At 65.7% G+C, this 20,912-nt stretch carries 16 protein-coding genes; 9 read left to right on the top strand and 7 right to left on the bottom strand.

Going from position 1 to position 20,912, the window contains the following annotated elements; translation table 11 throughout:
• Nucleotides 1-4 precede the first annotated feature (4 nt).
• The gene (locus ACH82I_RS11790) at nucleotides 5-1,792 is read right to left on the bottom strand and encodes a thiamine pyrophosphate-dependent enzyme (protein WP_413332780.1); all 1,788 of its coding nucleotides are present in this window, start codon (nucleotides 1,790-1,792) and stop codon (nucleotides 5-7) included.
• A gap of 78 nt (nucleotides 1,793-1,870) precedes the next feature.
• Nucleotides 1,871-3,202 (bottom strand): MFS transporter, encoded by a 1,332-nt coding sequence (locus ACH82I_RS11795; protein ID WP_413332782.1) that lies wholly within the window; start codon nucleotides 3,200-3,202, stop codon nucleotides 1,871-1,873.
• Between the two features lie 155 nt (nucleotides 3,203-3,357).
• On the opposite strand from ACH82I_RS11795, the gene ACH82I_RS11800 reads away from it, so the two are divergent.
• Together ACH82I_RS11800 and ACH82I_RS11805 are read left to right on the top strand one after the other, a co-directional pair.
• Nucleotides 3,358-4,581, top strand: coding sequence for a helix-turn-helix domain-containing protein (locus ACH82I_RS11800; RefSeq protein ID WP_230745848.1), 1,224 nt, complete (start codon nucleotides 3,358-3,360; stop codon nucleotides 4,579-4,581).
• A gap of 163 nt (nucleotides 4,582-4,744) precedes the next feature.
• Nucleotides 4,745-5,776, top strand: a complete 1,032-nt coding sequence (locus ACH82I_RS11805) for an LLM class flavin-dependent oxidoreductase (protein WP_413332785.1) — start codon at nucleotides 4,745-4,747, stop codon at nucleotides 5,774-5,776.
• Nucleotides 5,777-5,937: 161 nt separating this feature from the next.
• On the opposite strand, the gene ACH82I_RS11810 is transcribed toward ACH82I_RS11805, so the two are convergent.
• The gene (locus ACH82I_RS11810; protein ID WP_230745851.1) at nucleotides 5,938-6,933 is read right to left on the bottom strand and encodes a DUF2332 domain-containing protein; all 996 of its coding nucleotides are present in this window, start codon (nucleotides 6,931-6,933) and stop codon (nucleotides 5,938-5,940) included.
• 322 nt (nucleotides 6,934-7,255) lie between these two features.
• Here ACH82I_RS11810 and ACH82I_RS11815 point away from each other — a divergent pair, with 322 nt between their 5' ends.
• The 4 genes from ACH82I_RS11815 to ACH82I_RS11830 all read left to right on the top strand — a co-directional run bounded on the left by ACH82I_RS11815 (nucleotide 7,256) and on the right by ACH82I_RS11830 (nucleotide 12,982).
• A complete protein-coding gene (locus ACH82I_RS11815) occupies nucleotides 7,256-8,620 on the top strand; it encodes an MFS transporter (protein ID WP_413332787.1) in 1,365 nt (454 codons plus the stop codon).
• A 159-nt stretch (nucleotides 8,621-8,779) separates the two neighbouring features.
• Complete coding sequence (locus ACH82I_RS11820) at nucleotides 8,780-10,201, top strand: FAD-binding oxidoreductase (RefSeq protein WP_230745855.1); 1,422 nt, start codon at nucleotides 8,780-8,782, stop codon at nucleotides 10,199-10,201.
• A 68-nt stretch (nucleotides 10,202-10,269) separates the two neighbouring features.
• Entirely contained in the window at nucleotides 10,270-10,437 is a 168-nt protein-coding gene (locus ACH82I_RS11825; RefSeq protein WP_413332788.1) for a hypothetical protein, read from the top strand.
• Between the two features lie 256 nt (nucleotides 10,438-10,693).
• On the top strand, nucleotides 10,694-12,982 hold the full coding sequence (locus tag ACH82I_RS11830; protein WP_413332789.1) for a DUF222 domain-containing protein: 2,289 nt from the start codon (nucleotides 10,694-10,696) through the stop codon (nucleotides 12,980-12,982).
• Nucleotides 12,983-13,220: 238 nt separating this feature from the next.
• On the opposite strand, the gene ACH82I_RS11835 is transcribed toward ACH82I_RS11830, so the two are convergent.
• Nucleotides 13,221-14,192, bottom strand: a complete 972-nt coding sequence (locus ACH82I_RS11835; RefSeq protein ID WP_413332790.1) for a LysR family transcriptional regulator — start codon at nucleotides 14,190-14,192, stop codon at nucleotides 13,221-13,223.
• Nucleotides 14,193-14,240: 48 nt separating this feature from the next.
• Nucleotides 14,241-14,516 carry a hypothetical protein gene (locus ACH82I_RS11840; protein WP_413332792.1) on the bottom strand — a complete coding sequence of 92 codons (276 nt, stop codon included), beginning with the start codon at nucleotides 14,514-14,516 and terminating at the stop codon, nucleotides 14,241-14,243.
• Between ACH82I_RS11840 and ACH82I_RS11845 the strand changes: the two genes are divergently transcribed.
• Nucleotides 14,485-15,390: a DMT family transporter gene (locus ACH82I_RS11845; RefSeq protein ID WP_413332793.1), complete on the top strand. Its 906-nt coding sequence runs from the start codon at nucleotides 14,485-14,487 to the stop codon at nucleotides 15,388-15,390. The two genes, ACH82I_RS11840 and ACH82I_RS11845, sit on opposite strands and share 32 nt — an antisense overlap.
• A gap of 38 nt (nucleotides 15,391-15,428) precedes the next feature.
• Here the strand turns inward: ACH82I_RS11845 and ACH82I_RS11850 are convergent, their stop codons facing one another.
• Nucleotides 15,429-16,421: a siderophore-interacting protein gene (locus ACH82I_RS11850; RefSeq protein WP_230746519.1), complete on the bottom strand. Its 993-nt coding sequence runs from the start codon at nucleotides 16,419-16,421 to the stop codon at nucleotides 15,429-15,431.
• A gap of 358 nt (nucleotides 16,422-16,779) precedes the next feature.
• Here ACH82I_RS11850 and ACH82I_RS11855 point away from each other — a divergent pair, with 358 nt between their 5' ends.
• Both ACH82I_RS11855 and ACH82I_RS11860 read left to right on the top strand, forming a co-directional pair.
• Nucleotides 16,780-17,745 (top strand): ABC transporter substrate-binding protein, encoded by a 966-nt coding sequence (locus ACH82I_RS11855; protein ID WP_230746517.1) that lies wholly within the window; start codon nucleotides 16,780-16,782, stop codon nucleotides 17,743-17,745.
• A 113-nt stretch (nucleotides 17,746-17,858) separates the two neighbouring features.
• Nucleotides 17,859-19,412: a D-serine ammonia-lyase gene (locus ACH82I_RS11860; RefSeq protein ID WP_413332795.1), complete on the top strand. Its 1,554-nt coding sequence runs from the start codon at nucleotides 17,859-17,861 to the stop codon at nucleotides 19,410-19,412.
• On the opposite strand, the gene ACH82I_RS11865 is transcribed toward ACH82I_RS11860, so the two are convergent.
• Nucleotides 19,379-20,824, bottom strand: a complete 1,446-nt coding sequence (locus ACH82I_RS11865) for an APC family permease (RefSeq protein WP_413332796.1) — start codon at nucleotides 20,822-20,824, stop codon at nucleotides 19,379-19,381. The two genes, ACH82I_RS11860 and ACH82I_RS11865, sit on opposite strands and share 34 nt — an antisense overlap.
• Nucleotides 20,825-20,912 lie beyond the last annotated feature (88 nt).

Here is a 20,912-nt window from a genome sequence, read left to right on the forward strand (position 1 = left end):
CGGCTCAGGCCGGGATCTCGTCGGCGGCGGGAGGCATTGTCTCCGGGTCGATGGTGAGGTGGAGAAGCGCCGGCCCTGTGGCGGCCAAGGCTCGGTCGAGCGCGGGAGCGAAGTGCTCGGTGGCCTCGACACGTTCCCCGTGTCCGCCGATGAAGGCGGACATCCACGTCCCGAAATCGGGATTGACCATGCGCGTTCCCGATGGTCGACCCGGATAGTGGTTCTGCTGGTGGGAGACGATCGTGCCGTACACGCCGTTGTCGATGACGATGATCAGCGGGCTGGCCCCGTGGGCGAAGGCGGTCGCGATCTCCTGACCGTTCATGAGGAAGTCGCCGTCCCCGCAGATCGCCACGGCCCGGCGCTCGGGCGCCGCCAGTGAGGCCGCCACCGCTGCCGGGACAGCGAGTCCCATGGCCCCGTTGCGTGCCCCGACGAGGCTCGCCGGGTGCAGATGCCGGAGGAATCGGTGGCCCCAGATCGTCGCGTTGCCCGCTCCGTAGGTGAGGATCGCCTCCCCGCCGAGGCGGTCGTCGAGGATCCCGAACACCACCCCGAGATCGACCCCGGGGTTGTCTTCGGAAACGACGGTGCTGCCGGAGTCTGGGTTGCTGTCGGAGTCTGCGGCGTTCGCGGAACCGGCCCCCGCCTCGGCGTCGGGACGATGTGCGGAGAAGCGGGACTGCGCGTGCGCACGTGCGAGCATCCATTCGTCGCTGCGCTCTGCGCGGAGGTCGGGTGCGAGGGTGTCCGGGTTGTCTCGGGCAGTGGCCGGATCACCGGATCCGCCGGCGGATCGCACTGCGCTTCCACCGGCGAACTCGGCCAGCGCGTTGACGAAGCTGCGCGGGGAGGCGAGGATCTGCTGGTCGATGCGGCCGGCGTGCTGGGTGGCTTCGGGGTCGAGCCCGACGAGGACGGTCTCGGCGTCGAAGCCGATCGTATAGCCGTCGCTGGCCACATCGGATCGGGTGCAGCCGACGAAGACGAGCAGGTCCGCCTCGGCGAATCCGGCTGCGATGGCATCGGCGCGACCGTAGCCGAGCCACCCGGCCCACGCGGCTGTCGTGTGGGGCACGGCATCGTAGGCGCGCCAGTCGGCGAAGATCGGGATCCCCGCCGAGGCGGCCAGCTCACTGAGAGCCCGACCCTGTCCTTCGTGCCAGCCGTCCCCGCCGAGGACGAATGCCGGGCGCTTAGCCGTTCGCAGCCGTGCGGACAGGGCCTCGAGATCCGCGGTCGATGGCGTCGGTTCGGCGATCGGCGACGGCGTCGGTGCAGGTGAGTCGGTCATGCGGACGAGGATATCCTCGGGCAGGCCGACGACGACGGGACCCGGGCGGCCCGAGGCGGCGATGCGCAGCGCCTCGGCGGTGAGCTCACCGGCACGATGTTCGTCATCGATGGTGATGACGGCCTTCGCGGTCGAGGAGAACCACTCGGGCAGACTGAATTCCTGGAAGGACTCGCGGGCCCGATCCGCGGTGGGGACGAGTCCGACGAAGAGCACGAGGGCGGTGCCGTCCTGCCACGCGGTGTGGATGGAGATCATCGCATTCGCCGCACCCGGACCGCGGGTGACCATGGCGATTCCGGGGCGTCCGGTCAGCCGGGATTCGGCCAGCGCCATGAAGCCGGCGCCGCCTTCCTGACGGCACACGATCGTGTCGATGGAGGAGTCGTAGAGGCCGTCGAGGACGTCGAGGTAGCTTTCGCCGGGAACCGCGTAGACGCGTTCGACCTCGGCGTTCTCGAGGGTGGCGACGATGAGGTGACCGGCCGAGCGGGACATGGGCTGGGTCCTTCCGTGGTGGAGTGGGCGTGTGGTTGCAGTTGCTGTGAGGATCTCAGTGCGGCCGCTGCGAGGATCTCAGTGCTTGAAGCCGGGCAGGTCGACGCTCAGGCGTGGTGCGATGGCTCCGGCGAAGGCGGTGAACAGCGACAGGAAGGCGAGCATCGCGGCCGCGGGCCACCAATGGTTCCCCGCCGAGGCGACGAAGCTGGTGGCCAACAGCGGCACGAATCCGGAGACCATTCCGGCGGCGTTCTGTGCCATGCCGACCCCGGTGTAGCGGGTGTTGGCGGGGAACAGGCCGGTGAGCACGGTGCCCGAGGCCGCATACGGCAGGGACAGGGTCCCGACGGCCAGGGTCATGGCGAGCACGATGAGCACGGGCTGGCCGGACTCGAACATGAAGAACGCGGGAACGGAGACCACCGCCGAGGCGATGCCGCCCCACAGGATGACCTTGCTGGCACCGTACTTCGCTCCGAGTGCCCCGCCCCAGATGAGAGTGAAGATCTCGACGGCCGCAGCGACCATGCTGCCGAGCAGGAGCAGAGAGTTCGTATAGCCGAGGACGTTGACGCCGTACCAGACGCAGAAGGCGGTGACGAGATAGAAACCGCCGACGCCGAGGAGGGCGGCGGCCATGCCGACGATGATCTGCCTCCAGCTGTCGACGAAGGTGGTGCGGATCGGGCTCTTGGCGACCTCGCCGGACTCTTCGAGCTGCCGGAACACCGGGGACTCCTCGAGACGCGAGCGCAGATAGACGGCGACGGCGAGAAGGGGGAGGGCGATGAGGAAGGGGATCCTCCAGCCGAAGGAGTCGAAGTTCTCCTGCGAGAAGACGAGCGTCATGACGAAGAATCCGCCGGAGGAGAGGATCGTGCCGATCGGGGAGCCGATCTGCGGGATCGCCGCGTAGCGGGCGCGCAGGTGGAGCGGGGCGTTTTCGACGACGAGGGTCATGGCGCCCGACCATTCTCCGCCGACGAAGAGCCCCTGCAGGATGCGCAGGAGGACGAGCAGGGCGGGGGCGGCGAAGCCGATGGCCGCATAGGTCGGGAGCAGGCCGATAAGACCGGTGACGATGCCGATGCCGATGATCGTAATGAGCAGGACCTTCCGGCGGCCGATCTTGTCACCCATGCGGCCGAAGATCAGCCCGCCGATCGGGCGCGCGGCCAGTCCCACGCCGAAGGTGGCGAATGAGGCGAGAGCTGCGGCGGTGGCGTTCTCGTTGGTGAAGTACTGGACGTTGAAGACCAGGGCCGCGGCGGCGCTGAACAGGAAGAAGTCGTACCACTCGAGGGCGGTGCCGATGAGTGCACCGGCGGCGACCTTGTTCGCATCCTTGACGCTGAGTTCCTGGGTGGCCGAATATTCGGTCGCCGCTGTCGGGTCGTTCACGCTCATGATTTTCTCCGTCGAGTCCGGGTCGGGGTCGGATGAGGGTCGGTAGGTCTTCGACCCATAACTGAGAACACTACCGAGTGTGATCGCACGATTTCGAGAATATTTTGCCCCGGATGTCCCGTGACCGATTGTGCATCTGCACATAGTCTAGAGGGATGTCGCCACGTCATGAGAGACAGCTCAGGGATCAGCCGCTGCCTGGGGACCACGTCCGCTGGGTCCAGCTGCTCGATGCCCTCGAACTCGATCAGCTCACGGAACGCTTCATGTCCCGAGTCGTGCGGGTTCCCGGCTACGACCCCGCCCCGATCCCGGTCTCTGAGCTGAGGCGGACCGGGCTGCTGTCGTTCCAGACGCTGGTCGAAGGCCTGCGCGCGGGCGGCTTCGACGGGTCGGTCGCGGTGTCCACGGAGGTCGGAGTCACCCGCGCCCGGGCGGGAATCCCGCTGGAGGCGCTGATGACGGCCATCCGACACGACTTCAATGTGCTGTGGGAGGCCTTGACCAGAGTGGCGACGCAGGAAGACGCCGAACTCGTCATCCGGCACACTGGGATCGTCCTCTCCACGGTCGATGACTATGTCTCCCAGGTCCAGCAGGCCTATGTGGCCGAGCGGCAGCGGATGCGGGAGGAGGAGTCCTCGGTGCGGCAGGGGCTCATCGCGGAGCTCTTCGACGAACGGGATCCGACGGATGAACGCCTGGCCGGAATCGCCTCGGCGCTGGGCCTCGACCCGAGTGATCGGCTGCTCGTCGCGGCGGCGCGGGGAGAGGATACCCCGGCGCTGCGGGTGCTCATCTCCGATCATGAGCGCGCGGGCGGGACCATGTTCACCCACCACCTCGGCGAGGTCCTCATCGCCTTCACCCGATCGGCCGAGCCGACGGGCACGCGTTCGACCGCGGGTGCGCGGCCCGGTACGGGCGCGAGCTCGGGGCCGGGGCCGGGACCGAACATGGTCGGACGACGCTTCGCCGAGGCGCGAGTGGGGCTGGTCGATGCCCCGGACTTCGCCTCTCTGCGCAGGTCGGCGCTGACCGCCCGTGACCTCGCTCAGCTGCTCACGGCCGATGAGGTGGGAGCGATGACGTGGGAGCGTGGGTGGGCGCGCTTGGCCGCACAGTCACTGAACGCGGCAGGCAATTCGATCGTCACCGATGTCGAGCGTTCGCTGGCCGTCTGCGGCGGTGCCGAACGGGAACGCCTCGTCGAAGCGGTGCAGAGCTATCTGCGGTCGGGCAGCATCGGGGTGAGCGCGGCCGAGCTGTACTGCCACCGCAACACCGTGGCAAACCGGCTGCGCCGATTCGCCGAGCTGACCGGGGTGGACCCGACGATCCCCGCCGAGGCGGCCCGCCTCGTCGTCGGGTGGGCGTGAGGTGATGTCGGGTGGGGGCTGGGGTGACGCGGAGGTGCTGAGGTGACGTTGGGTCGGGCGGGAGATGACGGTGTGACGGGCGGTGTTCATCCGAGGCTGATATGCATTGAGCATTCAACTACTTTCGGCCGATGCCTCGGCGAGGTGTCAAGAGGGAGACATCGTGAGCAGTTCGACGACAGGCGCTCCGAACCACCTCGGGTTCATCCATCTGGTTCCGTTCGATCGTGACGATCCGTCCCGGGGTCTGCGCGAGGGCATCGAACTGTTCCGCTTCGCGGAGGAGCTCGGACTCGACAGCGGGTGGGTGCGGACCCGGCATATGCAGTACGGGCTGCCCTCGCCGGCGGTGTACTTCGCTGCGCTGGCACAGGAGACCGAGCGGATCGGACTGGGCAGCGCGGTCATCCCCGTCGGCCACGAGAACCCGTACCGTCTGGCCGAGGACCTCGCTGTGGCCGACCTGCTTTCCGGTGGGCGAGTGCTGCCCGGACTGAGTGTGCATCCGCCCGGATTCGCCGAGGCGGTCAATGACCTGGTCCACGGTGAAGGCTGGCGAGATGAGGACTTCGGCTACGGACGCATCGAGCGTCTCCGTGACTTCCTCGCCGGCGCACCCGTGCGGGAGAAGCCCGAGTACAGGGGCTTCGGCGGCGACATCGACTCCGAACGCGTGGAGCCGCATGCGCCCGGACTGGCCGATCGCCTCTGGTACGGCGGCGGTTCGCTCAAGTCTGCGGCCTGGGCCGGCGGGGCGGGGGTGAATTGGCTGATGAGCAACATCACCTCGGCCGAGGACGGCATCGAGGACTTCTGGGCCAACCAGGTCAACCAGATCGAGACCTTCCGGAACGCCGAGGCGGGTGCCGGGGCAGGGCGGGTCAGCCTGGCCCGCGTCATCGTTCCCACCGACGGGGCGAGTTCGGCGCAGGCGGCGAAGTACCGAGACTATGCGGAGGCCCGGACGCCTCGGACGAAGTCGGTCCACGGTCGCAATACGATCATCGCTCCGGACCTGCTCGGTTCGACCGAGGAGATCGTCGATTTCCTGCTCTCCAACCCGGCGTTCCGGGCCTCGGATGATTATCTCTTCGAGCTGCCCTTCGAGTTCGAACTCGAGGATTGGAAGCACATCCTCCATCAGCTCGCCACGGAGATCGGCCCCAAGTTGGGATGGTCGCCGATCGCAGACTGAGACCGACCGCAGGCTGAGAGCGGCTCCGGACTGAGAGCCGCTTCTGCGAGACCGGCCACGGTCTGAGCGCGGCCCCGGCGAGACCGGCGTCGACGAGGTGGCGCTACCTGACCGTGCTGCCGATCGTCCGTTGGATGTCTAGGATGACGACCACCTCGGTGTCAGGACCGCTCCAGCTCCTCGTAGCTCTGCCCGTGCGGTCCCGTCAGCGCGGTTGCGATTCCGTTCACGCTGAGGACGAAACGACCATCGGGATCCACGCCGCGGGCCTCGAGCTGTACGCCGGTTTCGGGCAGGACGCCTGCGCCCTCGTTGCTCAGCCACACGACCTCGGGGTGAGCGCGCATGATGGCGGCGAACTCCTCCCGCCTCGGCGCATCGAGGTAGGCGAGGACCGCGCTGTGGAAGACGACGATCTGCGAGTCCGACGGCGCCTCGGCGATGAGGGGTTCGATGCGATCGCACAGATCCCCGGATATCAGCCTCGGCGGGTCGGTTTCGACGATACCGGCGGCGGCGCTCAGCCTCTCTCGCCGGGCATCGTGCTCGGGCCAGACCAGGGATCTCAGCCACTCACGCTCGTCGGGATCGGCGATGTCGAGCGGATTGAGGTCGATCCCCGCTCGCCACGCGACCTCCGGGATCCGCGTCGGGGGCTCGGAGCCGAGGAACTCGCATGAGAGGACGGCAGGACTCGGACCATCTGCCGGGTCGAGCCGGATCGTCCCACTCTCGGATCGGTATTCGTAGCTGTACCGATCCGGGTACAGGCACAGCCCGGCCGAGGCGCCCACTTCGATGAGCGAGATCGGACCATCGATTGCGGCGAGGGCCGGCAGCAGCACCGCGCACCGTCCGGCCTCATTCGTCTGCGTCGATCGAGCGAGCATGAGTGCTCGCGTCTCCTCCCAGTGATCGAGCAGCCAGCTCCGCAGCTCCGCGAAGGAACCATTCCCCGCGCCGAGGTGTCTGGCCGCGGCGAAGAGAAGGTTGGCCTGACGCTTGGGTCGGGGGAGGTCGAGGAGCAGATCGATGAGGGCCTCGTCCTCGCCGATACCCTGCGCCCACTCGGTGTAGACGGGCGAGGTGTCAGCGGCTTCGAGTTCGGCGAACCTGCGGTAGTAGTCGCGGACAGACTCGGCCTCCAGCTCGGTCATCGGCTGCATGGTCCCTCCTCATCTTCTCGTCTCATCGTACCGAGCGACTGAAGGCTGAGCGTCGACCGAATCCGCGCGTGGGACGGCTGGGACGGCTGGGCCGAGTGGGACGGCTGGGACGAGTAGGACCGTCGAACCGTGGGGGACGGGTGGCCCGCGTGGGCGGTCGACCCGAACCGCCTCGGCTGGCGGGGTCGATCTCAACGTCCCGGCATTCGGAACTTTGCTTCCGAGATCTAGGAAACGACGGCTGAGCTGACGTAATGTGATTTCGTATTCCGCCGGAGGCCAGAACCGGTCCGGCTCGATCGAGGGAGATCACATGTCATCCCAGGTGAACCATGTCAGTGGGGCAACGCCCAATGACTCCGCTCTGGAGAAGCGGACGATGCGCAAAGTCATCGTCCGACTCATCCCATTCATCATCGCGATGTACTTCATCAACTATCTCGACCGCACCAACCTCGGCATCGCCGGGCCGGGCGGGATGAATGAGGACCTCGCGATGAACGCCACGCAGTTCGGGTTCGCGGCAGGCATCTTCTTCTTCGGCTATCTCATCCTCGAGGTCCCCTCGAACCTGGCGCTGCACAGATTCGGCGCCCGGATCTGGCTGGCCCGCATCCTCATCAGCTGGGGAATCGTGGCCGCTGCGATGGCCTTCGTGCCCAACCATTACTGGCTCTATGCCCTGCGCTTCCTCCTCGGCGTCGCTGAGGCGGGCTTCTTCCCCGGCGTCATCCTCTACCTCACCTACTGGTTCCCGACGAGCATGCGCGCCCGCGCCACGGCCCTGTTCATGCTTGCGATTCCCCTCTCGAGCGTCGTCGGTTCGCCGCTGTCGTCGTGGCTGATCTCGAGCGGAAACTCGATCTTCGAGTCCTTTGCCGGGTGGCGGTTCATGTTCATCATCGAGGGCGTGCCGGCGGTTCTCCTCGGCCTCATGTGCCTCTTCTACCTCACCGATCGTCCCCGCGACGCCAAGTGGCTGGAGCCGGAGGAGCGAGAGTGGCTGCAGGCGAAGATGGACGCCGAGGAGAGTGACAAGGAAGAGACTTTCCACTATCCGGTTCGCCGCTCCCTGCTGCAGCCGCGGGTGTGGGCGCTGTCCTTCGTCTACTTCGGCATGGTCTACGGCCTCTACGCCCTCAGCTTCTTCCTGCCGACGATCATCGCGGGCTTCCAGGAGACCTTCGGCACCGAGTACTCGATCGTCGAGATCGGCTTCATCACCGCGATTCCCTATGTCTTCGGCGCGGTGGCGATGTATCTGTGGTCGCGCCACGGGGACCGCACCGGCGAACGCGTCTGGCACGTCGCGCTGCCGCTGTTCATCGGCGGCATCTCCATCCCGATCGCGCTCTACCTCAACTCGCCGTTCACCACGATGATCGCCGTGACGATCACCGCCATGTCGATCTGTGCGGCCCTGCCGACATTCTGGCCCCTGCCGCAGACCTTCCTCGCGGGTGCCGGAGCGGCTGCCGGTTTGGCGCTGATCAACTCGCTGGGCAACTCGGCCGGATTCTTCGCCCCCTACATCACGGGCTGGCTCGCCGATCTCACCGGCACCCAGAACGCCGGCATGTGGGTCGTCGGTGCCGCGATGGTCGCCGCGGGCGTGCTCACCCTCATCCTCAAGGCCGCACCCGCACCCGATAGGCTGGACCCGAACCTGACGAAGTAGTCCCGGCGGCTGCGCCGGCGGTGGCGTCGCCGGTTGCGGTGGTGTCGCTTCGGTGGCCACGACCACCTCGGCGGTTATCATCTCCGACCTCGCCGAGGCGGTCGTGGACTTCTCGCGGTCGCCGACCGACCTCGTCGCATCTCCGTTCGGAAGGACGTCATGACAGCACAGGACCAGCTCACCGTGGGAACCGCCGAACTCGAGGAGCTGGCCGCGCGGCTGAGCCCGGGCGCGCTGACGACGGATCCCGACGTCATCGACGCGCACTCGAGCGACGAAGCCCTCTTCTGCCCACGCGAGGGCGCGATCGCCCTGGTCAGGGCCACCTCGGCGGAGGAAGTCCAAGAGGTAATGCGCTTCGCCACGGAGCACCGGACTCCCGTGGTCCCGCAGGGGGCGCGATCGGGGATATCGGGCGGAGCGAATGGCTCACCTGGGGCGATATTGCTCAACGTGTCGAAGATGAAAGACGTCGTGCGGGTCAACGAGGCCGAACGTCTCGTGACCGTTCAGCCCGGCATCATCAACCAGGACCTCAAGGATCATCTCGCCCCGTTTGGGCTGTCCTATCCGCCTGATCCGGGCTCGGTCGCGCTGTCATCGATCGGCGGCAATATCGCCACCAACGCGGGAGGTCTGTGCTGCGTGAAATACGGCGTGACCAGGGATTACGTTCGCAGTCTTAAGGTCGTGCTGGCCGACGGCACGCTCACGACGCTCGGCCCCGAGACTGCGAAGGGAGTGGCTGGACTCGACATGCGGCACCTCTTCATCGGCTCCGAGGGTACGCTCGGCATCGTCGTTGAGGTGACGCTGCGCCTGATCCCGGCCCTGCCCGACCCCTTCACCGCGATCGCGACCTTCCCGGACGAGCGATCCGGACTGCAGACGGTGGCCGATTTCATGGCGATCGGTGGCGAGCCGAGCCTGCTCGAATTCCTCGACGGATCGAGCCTGAAGATGCTCAACGCGTACGGCGATTTCGGTCTCGACAGCGACGCCGGGTCGATGCTGATCATGCAGGTCGACCGGAATCCTGCGGATTCGGAGGCGGAGATGTCCAGATTCGCCGAGGTTGCCGGGCGCTGCGGTGCCCTCGACGTTGCGTACTCCGACGATCCCACCGATTCGGCCGCGCTCATCGCTGCCCGACGGATGATCCAGCCGGCCTACGAGAAATTCGCGCACTCCCATGGTGGGGGCCAGCTGCTCGACGATGTGTGCGTGCCGCGGACCGCGGTGCCCGAGTTCTACGATCACCTGAAGCGACTGCAGAAGTCATCGGGCTTGGAGATTGCGCTGGTCGCTCACGCAGGGGACGGCAACACGCATCCCTCGGTGTTCTTCGATGCCGGCGATGCCGAGGAGGTCGCGATGGCTGAGGAGGTCTTCGCAGAGATCATGCGCGTCGGGCTCGAGCTCGGCGGAACGATCACCGGGGAGCATGGCGTCGGGTACCTCAAGAAGGACTGGCTGCCGCATGAGCTGGATGAAGGTTCGCGGAGGATTCAGGTGGCCGTGAAGAATGCGCTCGATCCGCTGGGGATCCTCAACCCGGGAAAGATGCTCGACGCTCTCTGAGGCTTGTTTTTGGTCTTGGTCTTGTTCTGAGGCAGGTTCCTGTTCTGGGCATTGGCTTGAGCTGAACCATGAGCCGCGTCGTGCTGGTTCTTGAGCTGAATTCTGAGCTGCTTCTGGGGCTGATGCTTGGGTTGAATCCCGAACTGGTTCTTGGGCTGCGGCCAGCACTGAAGCCTGATCCGAATTCTGGGCTGGCTGGATTTTGCGCTGATTCTCGCGCCGAACTTTGGAGTTGAGTCGCGCCGGGAACCGCCCCTCATCGATGCCTGCCGCAGGTCTGTGTCAGTGCCTTCTTATAGGGTGGAACCTCATTCAGTCACACCATATAACGATACCGTTCGATACACACCCACATATCCCACCAGCACAAACAACAACAATCATACGTAGACAGTGACAATCGAAAATAATCCGAAATTAAAAGGCGCAAAACAGCAATACAGATGTACACTGAATAAAAGAGCCCTTCAACGGAGAACGGAGCTTCAGACCATGACCTTCACCCCCGATCGCAGGAAACGTCAGGCAGGACAGCGCGCACGCCGCGCCACCCTCGCCCCGCGCCTCCGCGCAGCACGGAAGAAGGCCACGAACCCCACCCTCCCCACACCCAAGCCAGGGACCACCCAACCCGCCCGCAGTGAAGCGCCCGGCACCAACGAGGACACCACACCGACAAATACACCCGATACCAACAACGGCGCGGCAACCCTGGCCGAGCAACTCAAAGACGCCGGCCTCGACCTCACCAACCACGAACTCGCCGACGTCTTCAACAACCTCGACCCCGTACCCACCACTAGCCCGGATAACCTCGAGGACCCCACCGATGTCGCCACAGACGCTGACACTGAACCCGGTGACACCAGCACTGCGTCCGACTGCAGCCGCACCGAACCCGGCGACAGCCCTGATTCCGGCAGGAGCAGCTCTGAAACCGACGATGGTGCGGAACCTGAGAACACCGATGAGGCCGGAGCTCTGCCCTGGACGACCAATGAACCACTCGACGACGATGACCAGGGCACTGACGAGGCTCCCGCCTGGGACGAGGACACTCCCACCAGCGACGACGGGCCCACCAGCGACGACGAGCAGGCATCCACACAGCGTCCGGTCTCCCCGCACCCCTTGATCGCCAATGACACCTGGAGTGACCTCACCCACTTCGCCCCCGAGATCACCGACTCCATCACCACCCTCATGGGCCTCAACACCGACCTCCGTACTTTCACCCGCCCCATGGGACCCGGCGAGGCATTGAAGATCATCGACGCCGCTGAAGCACTCACCCGCATCAGCCAAGCACTCTCCACCACCGCCCTGTCCGTCTACGAACGCATCGGCACCCCCACCGACAGCGGAGCAAAAGACACCAAAGCGTTGATCCGCGACCGCCTCAACCTCACCGGACGCGAAGCCGACCGCAGAGCCAAACTCGCGAAGAACCTCGGCGGCCGCGTCAACACCAACGGACAAGCACTGCCACCCCAACACCCCGTCGTAGCCGACAAACTCCACGACGGAACACTCTCCACCGACCAGGTCACCACCATCGAAGCCTGCCTCGCCGACCTGCCCTTCACCGCGACCGAGGACATGAAGGCCCAAGTCGAGGCCGACCTCGTCGCCTACGCCCCGAAAGTCGCCGTACGGGAACTGCGCGAGATCTTCCGCCGCATCCTCGCCCACCTCGACCCCGACGGCACCCAACCGATCGATGAGACCAAACGAGAGAACTACTTCGTCACCGCCCGCCCCACACGCAACGGCGACTGGAAACTCGACGGGATCCTCGACCCCACCACCGGTGCCGAACTCCACGGACTCCTCACCTCCCGCATCGAATCCACCCAACCAACCCCCACCACCAGCACCGAAACCCCAGACGCTAACCCGATGACCCCAACTGCCGGCGACGAGTCTGTCGATGGTGGCGCATTCGCCCCCAATGGTGGACTGCCCCAGATCCCCGGGCAGGAACGGTTCAACACTCTCGATGCCGTGTTCACCGGCGACCGCCACGACGCCCCACCCTGGGCCGTCTTCGACGCCACCACCCCCGACCCCACTGGCGCGACCACCGACGCTCCTGCCAACACAGACGATTGCACAACCAGCAGCGCTGCTACGTCGGAGCGTCCGGGATACGGGGTCCGTACCGATGGCACCGAGGTCAACGTCACCGACGCCCAACCCACGGCACGGACCTGGATCTACGAACGCTTCGCCACCCTCATCGGGCGTATCAGTATGAAAGAAGCCGAGAAAGGCTCTCCCTACGCCCTGGTCATCACCGCCAAAGCCACCGATATCGCCACCGGTACCGGGGAAGCCCGCACCGGGGCCGGAGACCGGATCCCACTGGGCGAAGTCACCTCCCGGGGACTGGACGGACGCGTGTTCTTCAACCTCATGGACGACACCGGACGAACCGTGGCCGTGCGGACCGAGAACAGGTTCGCGAACAAACACCAAACCGCGATCATCACCGCCCGCGACCGCGGCTGCATCTTCCCCGGCTGTGACTCCCCACCCGGATGGTGCGACGTCAACCATGTCCTGCCCCACGCGGCCGGTGGAAAGACCGATATCAACAACCTCTGCCTGTTGTGTTCAGCGCACCATCACCTGCTGGACCGGTCGGACTGGGAAATCACAATGCTCAACTGTGGTCGACCCGCCGCGGTCCCACCACCGAGTATCGATCCAGCGAAACGCCCGATCCTGCACTCGAGATTCATCGCCGATGACATCATCGAGACCCTCTTCAACGATTAACACCACACCTAGAGTGTGAGGGGACAAGTGCGCCCACACCCAGCCACAGCTCTGTGCTCGACTCCGTACTCGGCGACGTTCCGGCTCAATGGAACTCTTACCGCGCCCCATCATGGACCACAGCAACTGAACTGCGCCGTCACCAGATCTTGAGTATCCAGCTCAGCAGCCGCCCACGCTATCAACACTGACTCTGCCGAATACGAACTTCTCAGGCGCGACGGGTGAGGCGGCCGGGTCAGCTGGCGATCACGCTCTTGCTGTCGCTGTTCCTGTCGCGGTCACTGCCCCTATCGCTGCCCCTATCGCTGTCACTATTGCAGACTCCATCGTTCGCGAGATCGCGGAGGGCGGACACTGCGTCGGCGATGAGATCCTGTTGCGGGTGGCCCGGATCGCTGAGCGCATGGATGTACCGCGTCGGAGTCGGGGCGGCCAAGGGAATGATCGTCACCCCAGTCGGCAGCGGATCGATCCCGAGCCTCGGCAGAATCGTCAGGCCCAGACCGCGACTGACCATATGCAGTGCAGTCATGAAGCTGTGCGCCTCGTGTTTGAAATGCACACGGACACCGGCGCGAACGCAGGCCTCGAAGAGGATCGTTCGGCATGGTCCCTCGCCAGTGTCATTGTCGATCCACTGGAACGGTTCGATCTCGGGCAGAGTGACCTCGGACCTGTCCGCCAGCACATGATCATCCGGTACTGCCACCACATATGGGTCCTCGGCGAGGAACGTACTCGTCACCTGAGGTGGGAACGACGCATCGGGAGCGTCCGCGACGACTACTTGGATATCCGACGGGCACTCCTGCCACACTCCCTCCTGCAGATTCAGCTGAACCGTGGTGGCGGGATGCCTGTGTTCAAGGTAGGACACGAGCTCCGGCAGCCAGCTGTTTCCAGCAGTGCTGAAGTATCCGATCGAGAGTCGCCCGATGCGATTCTCCTGCAGGTCGGACACCCGCTGATTCAACCGTGCAGAAGCGTCGAGCACCGAATCCACATCTTGCATGATCGCCGATCCGATATCGGTCAGGCAGAGTCCTCGCCCCTGCCGTTGAAACAGCGTCAATCCTGTCTCCTGCTCAAGGAGTTTGAGATGGTGGCTGACGGCGGAGGGCGAGAGCCCGAGGAACTGAGCCGCAGAGCGAACCGATCCACTCAGGGCCACCGACTTGAACGTCTGCAGGTGAGCAACATTGTGCATGTTCCGAATGTACGAGGATCATACACGTGTGTGCAATAGTGTGCGCTTTTATTTCATCATCGTTCGAAGAATACTCAAGTACATGAACGCATCCTCCAGCGATTCCGAATTGCCTCGATCCGTCGGTCGTACCGAAGACGAGCCGGCTGCCGCAGCCACACCGGCCACTCCGGTCGCCACGGCCGCACCCACCGCCACCACTGCACCGGCCACCACCGCCACAACCACCTCGGCGGCGATTGCCGCTTTACCGCGATGGCGGGGACTTCCCTGGGTCGCGGCACTGCTCACGATGATCTTCTGGGCGTCATCCTTCGTCGTCATCCGCGACGTGGGGGAGCACTTCTCGCCCGGCCCGATGGGACTCCTCCGCGGTGGATCCGCGGCGATCGTCCTCTCCGCGCTCATGCTGTTCCGCCGGCCGAGACTGCCCCGCGGCAAGATCGTCTGGCTGATCCTCGTTCTGTGGGGCGCCGCCTGGTTCGCCGCCTATGTCGTCGTCCTCAACGCGGCCGAGCGCTCGATCGACGCCGGCACCGCTTCCATGATCGTCAACATCGCCCCGCTGATCATCGCCGTCTTCGCCGGTGTCTTCCTCGGCGAAGGCCTGCCCAAGCGACTCCTCGTCGGCATAATGGTCTCGCTGTTCGGCATCGGAATGATCACCGCGGCCAGCTTCACCGGGTTTTTCACCATCAGCGGACTCGCCTTGAGCCTGACGGCCGCTCTGCTCTACGCGGCCTGCGTGCTCCTGCAGAAGCACTTTCTCTCACGCGAGGACTCGGTGACCGTGACCTGGATGGGCATCCTGGTCGGAACCGCGGTCTGCCTCGTCTTCACCCCGGGACTCATCGCCGAGGCGGCACAGGCACCCATCGGAATGACCCTGCAGGTCGTCTACCTCGGCGTGATTCCGACGGCCCTCGCATTCAACCTCTGGGGGTACGCTCTGCGATTCCTCCCAGCGGGAATGCTGAGCTCATCGAGCCTGCTCGTCCCCGCGATCGTCGTCGTCCTGGCGTGGCTGCTCCTGGGGGAGGTCCCACCGCCGCTGGCTGCCGCCGGTGGGGTACTCTGTCTGGCCGGAGCGGCCTGTGCCATCGGGCCGCAGATAGTTCGATCGCTGCGGACGAAGTCGGACGAACCGGCCGCGTCGTCTCAGCACACACCCTCGTCCGAGGTCACATCGCAGATCTGAAGGACGGCGACGTGCGGACGACCGGCGAGCACGCAGGCTCATCCCTCCGCCTTTCCTTCTCGCCAATAGCCCATGAAGGCGATCTGCTTGCGATCGACGCCCACCTCCTGCACGAGGTATCGGCGCAGGCGCTTGACCGGGCCGGCCTCACCGGCGATCCAGGCGTAGAACGGCCGTTCGACCTTCTCGGTCGCACTCGAGCTGCTCTGCGCGGCCTGGGTGAGTGCGGCCGGCACGTCCCAGAGGATCTCCTCGTCGATGTTGACGTCCTCAAGACCCACCTCGGCGGGGGAGGACGAAGGCGCGGACGAGGTCGGAACCTCGGAACGCACAGCCTCCCGGACCGCCGGCTCGAGCAGCTCGCCGAACGCAGCATCACCGCGCGGCAGCCACTCGAGCTCGAAGCCGTCCGGGGCGTCGATGTCGATGATGTCGTCGGCGGTCGGAACCTCGAGGATCGCCTTGCCGCGCGTCTGCGTGTCTTTGATCGAATCGAGGATCGAGGCGATGGCCGGCACGGCTGTCTCGTCGCCGGCAAGCAGGATCTGATGTGCGTCACCGGGTTCGAATTCGATACCGGCGCTCGGACCTTCGGCATGCCGTGAGGGCCCGATGATGTGCAGTCTGTCGCCGACCTGGACGGCCTGGGCCCAGCCTGCGGCGGGACCGGAGTGACCATCGGCGTCGACATGGAGAACCATGTCGACGAGGAGCTCACCGTTCTCTTCACTCCACTGCCGGACGGTGTAGGTCCGCATCGATCCGCGCACCTCGGGGTCGACCTGCAGCCATGCCTGGTACCAGGACACCCCGGCCTCCTCCTGCTCGGCGAGGAAGCTCAGGAGGTCGAACTGCGGTTCACGAGCACCCTGGGGCGGAATGATGAGTTTGAAGCGAAGATCACGAGGGTGTCCCTTGGGGCCGAAATCGTCGAGCCCGGGTCCGCCGAATGTGATGCGGCGGAAGGTCGGGCTGAGGTCCTCGATGCCGGTGACGGTGGCTTCGAAGGCGCCGATGGGTGCTCGTGACACTGATTCTCCTTCATTCTCCGCGACTTTCGGACTCATCCCACCGAGGGTCGCGGGATCGTATGCGAGCCGATCGGATGGGCGACCACCGGTGTGATCGGTGTGCCTCTGACAGTCGGCCTTGATGTCCATGGGCCAGCCTACGCCAAAATGGTTAGGCAAGCCTTTCCACAATGATGTTACCGTGGACCCGGCATCGTCGATTTCGGTCACAATGTGGACTCTTGCGGTCGCGCCGGGGGCCTCAGTCGCCATTTCCAGATCCAAGCAGTCCTGCCGAAACGGACGCGTCGCCATCATCGTCGTTCTGCCACAACCGAAGAACAGCACTGCCCGAACTCAGCTCACCGAAAGGCTCTTGATGCATCGCCGTCAGCTCCTTGCCCTGTCCGCTCTTGCGCCGTTCGCGCTCGTCGCCTGCTCGAGGGAGGGGACTGAGACCACGGGGGCCGCGAGCAGCGCCGAGAACTTCTCCTACTCCCCGGAGGGATATGACGGTCTGACCATCGAACTCGACCGGCCGGCCGAACGCATCGCCATGGACTTCTATTCGGCTGCGGCGCTGGCACCCTATGGGATCAAGCCGGTTGCGGTCTACGGGTTCGGCCAGAACGAGTCCCCGGGCAAGTCCTTCGATCACACCGGTGTGGAGATCGTAGGCACCGATATGGAGCTTGATGTCGAGGCGCTTGCCGCGACGAATCCCGACATCATCGTCGCCTACGGCAACGAGAAGGGCGACGGTTGGACCTGGTGGGAGGACAAGCTCAAGGAGCAGGTCACCTCCCTGGCGGAATTCGTGCCGGTCAAACTCGACGGCGCCACCCCGGACTCGATGTTCGCCCAGTACGCAGCGATCGCGCAGGCCCTCGGAAAAGACACCGAGACGGGCGAGATCGCGCAGCAACGCAAGGCCTTCGAGGGTGCGCGGCAGAAGATCCGCGACATCACCGCGGAGAAGGACTGGCTGACCGTGCTGCTCGCGAACTTCAGTTCGGAGCTCAACTACACTGCCAAGGCGCTCGGCGTCGCCAAGATGCTCAGCGACGACGGACTCAAGCTGGTCGGGCCGGATTCCGGTGCGGACACCAGCTGGGCCGAGGTGTCCTGGGAGAAGATGCCCGACTACCCCGCAGACGTCCTCCTCGTCCACGACGCCTCAGCCGAATACGAGGACAATCCGATCTTTGAATCTCTCCCCGCGGTCAAGGCCGGCCAGCTCGGCACCTGGGACGACAAACGGGCCTACACCTACGACGGCTACACGCAGTGGCTCGGCGAACTCGCCGAGGTGCTCGAGAACGCCGAGGACATCGTCAAGGATTGAGCAGTCGGGGCCCCGGGCGGAAGGGTCCGAGGGTGCGGGGCGAGACAGTCCGAGGGTGCGGGCGGCCCCGACATTGCGCCCCTGGCGGTGACCGGGCGGGATAGGATCGCTCCATGAGCGACCTCCCGCCCGATCTCGCCGATGACGAAATCATCCGCTCCCTGGCCGCAGCCGTCCCGACGACATGGATCCGCACCGGCACCGAGGCGGGGCCTGGGGGAGCGGAAGAAGCGCACACCGACATCGCGGCGGAACTGCCGGAGCTGGCCTCCGCGGCCGATGCCGCCGCCCAGCGATTCGAACGCTTCGCTCCCTGGTTCGCCGAGACGTTTCCCGAGGCGGCGTCGCCAGAATCCGGTGCGGCATCGTCCCACCCCGAGAAGTCCGACCATGAGTTGACCGACCCCGAAGCGGGCGTGCTCGAGATGCCCGGGCACGACATACTCGGGCTCATCGAATCTCCGCTGACCCGGGCGGACGCCGCACAGAAGCGGCTCGACGCACTGTTCGGCACTCGACTGTCGGGACAGCTGTGGCTCAAACGCGATGATCGCCTCGCCGTCAGCGGGTCGATCAAGGCTCGGGGCGGCTTCCATGAAGTGCTCGAATACGCCGAGGCGGTCGCCGCCGAGCACGGACTCGACGCTGACGACCACGCCACCTTCTCCGGCGAGGAGTTCCGACGAATCGCCGGCACCTATCGGATCGTCGTCGGTTCGACGGGCAACCTCGGGCTGTCGATCGGGATCCTCAGTGCCGCACTTGGATTCGCAGCCACGGTGCACATGTCGGCCGATGCCCGGGCCTGGAAGAAGGAGAAGCTGCGCGACCACGGTGTCGAGGTCATCGAACACGACGGAGACTTCGTCGAAGCGGTCGAGGCCGGTCGCACCTCGGCGATGGGGTCCGAACGCACCCACTTCGTCGATGACGAGGACTCGGTCAGCCTCTTCGCCGGATACTCGGTCGCGGCCGAGCGTCTCAAGCGGCAGTTTGCCGAAGCCGGCGTGACGATCGATTCCGACAGCCACCTCGTCGTCTATCTGCCCTGCGGGATCGGCGGCGGTCCGGGCGGGGTCACCTTCGGCCTCAAGCGTGCCTTCGGCGACAACGTCCACTGCGTCTTCGTCGAGCCCAGCCAGGCTCCGGCGATGTTCCTCGGCGTGCGCACCGGTCTGCACAGCGGCATCGCCGTTCAGGACATCGGACTGAGCGGCGCCACCGCCGCGGACGGACTCGCGGTGGCCAGACCTTCTCGTCTCATCGGGCCGACGATCGGGCCGCTGATCTCAGGTTTCGCCTCGGTGCCGGATGAGGTGATCAAAGCTGGGGTCGGAGTTCTGCACGAGACCGAAGGCCTCGACGTCGAGCCTTCGGCAACCGCGGGCCTGACAGTGCCGTGGCGGACGGGCTCGGGTTCGGGCACGGGCCCGGCCGGCGGTCATGACGAGCCCTCCGCCCCGTGGCCGAAGGCGAGCGTCCATCTCGTCTGGCTCACGGGAGGTGCCATGGTGCCGGCTGATGAGATGCGCGGCTATGTCACCGAAGGGCTTGAGCTCGCACCGACGATCGCCCATTCCGCCCAGGCGGTGTTCCGCGAGTGGGCGGGCACGAACTTCGAGCTCTCAAACCATCACGCTCGGAGCAGAGCCGCTCGTCTCTTCTGAACCAGGTACACCACGATTCCTATGGCCAGCCAGATCGCACCGATGAGCAGGGCCAAGGGGTTCGCGCTGATGAGCACCGCGAGAAGCAGCAGAGCGCCGATGACGGGGATCACCCCGTGGTTGAGCCAGCTCGGCTTCTCGCTGCCGAGGCGTTTGACGAGGAAGTAGCCGACCACAGACGCCTGGACGAAGACGAACGCCGTAAGCGCACCGACGTTGACGATCGAAGTCAGTTGGTCGAGTCCATCGGCACGGCTCGCCGCCCAACCGGCGACGACGATGTTCCCTGCCGCGGCCACGAGGATCCCCTTCCACGGCACACCGGTCCGCGGGGCCACCTCGGCGAGGAATTTCGGGACCTGCCGCTGCCGGCCCATGTCCATGAGGATCCGCGATCCGGCGGCCTGGCCGATCATCGCCGAGAACGCGGCACCGACGGCCTTGGCCAGCGCGAGCAGCCAATGCACCCACCCGCCGAGGGTGGAATCGACCGCGCTGTAGTACGCGGCCCCCTCCAGCGAGGGGTCCGCCTGCAGATCGGCCGGAGTCAAGGGCGAGAGCAGGCTGCCGACCCAGGTCTGCGCGACGAAGAAGACGCCGGCGAGCACGAGGCAGATCAGCGTCGCGCGCCCGACGATCCGCGGCCCGCCCTTGGCCTCCTCGGAGAAGGTCGCCAGCGAATCGAAACCGAGATAGGACAGCACCGCCACGGACACCGCGGCGAGCACGGCGGTCAGCGAGAACGCATCGACCCCGGTCAGCGGTGAGAGCCAATCGCGGGTCGGTCCGTGCTGGGCCAGGTGCGCGATCCCGAGGACGAGCACGAGAGCGAGCACAGCCACCTCGACGAGGACGACCGTGGTGATGACCCGCGAAGCGACCTTGACCCCGGCGAGATTGAGGCCCGTGGTCAGCACCACGGCCACACCCACGAACACCCATACGGGGATGGCGGGGAAGATCGAATTGAGCGCGATTCCGGTGAACAGATACGCCACGGAGGGAATGAAGAGGTAGTCGAGAAGGATCATCCAACCGGCAATGAAACCTGCCGGTCTGCTGATGCCTGCCGAGGCGTAGGCGAAGACCGTGCCCGCCCGCGGCACCTCGCGCGACATGCGCATATAGCTGACCGCGGTGAAGGCCATGACGATCGTCGCGACCACATAGACGAGGGCCACGGCGCCGCCAGAACGGGCGTCGAGCGTGCCGAAGACGCCGACGGCCGCGGCCGGCCCGATGAACACGAGACCGAAGAAGACGAGTTCCCTCAGGCCGATCGTGCGACGCAGCCAGCCGGTGGAATTCGCCGCGGAACCGGAACCGGCGTCGGTTCCAGCCCCGGCGCCGGAAGGCGCTCCGGAACCGGGTTCCGGTCGTCCCTGCGTGCTCTCACCTGCATCGCTCATCATTGCTCACTCCGTCCTCGTGCCGATCATCGCTCTGACTCTATGCCCGATCCCCGGCAGAGGGAATGTGGACCCGCTCACCGGTGCGCCG

The organism is Brevibacterium sp. GP-SGM9, from assembly GCF_047300845.1.
In the GTDB taxonomy this organism is placed as follows: Bacteria; Actinomycetota; Actinomycetes; order Actinomycetales; family Brevibacteriaceae; genus Brevibacterium.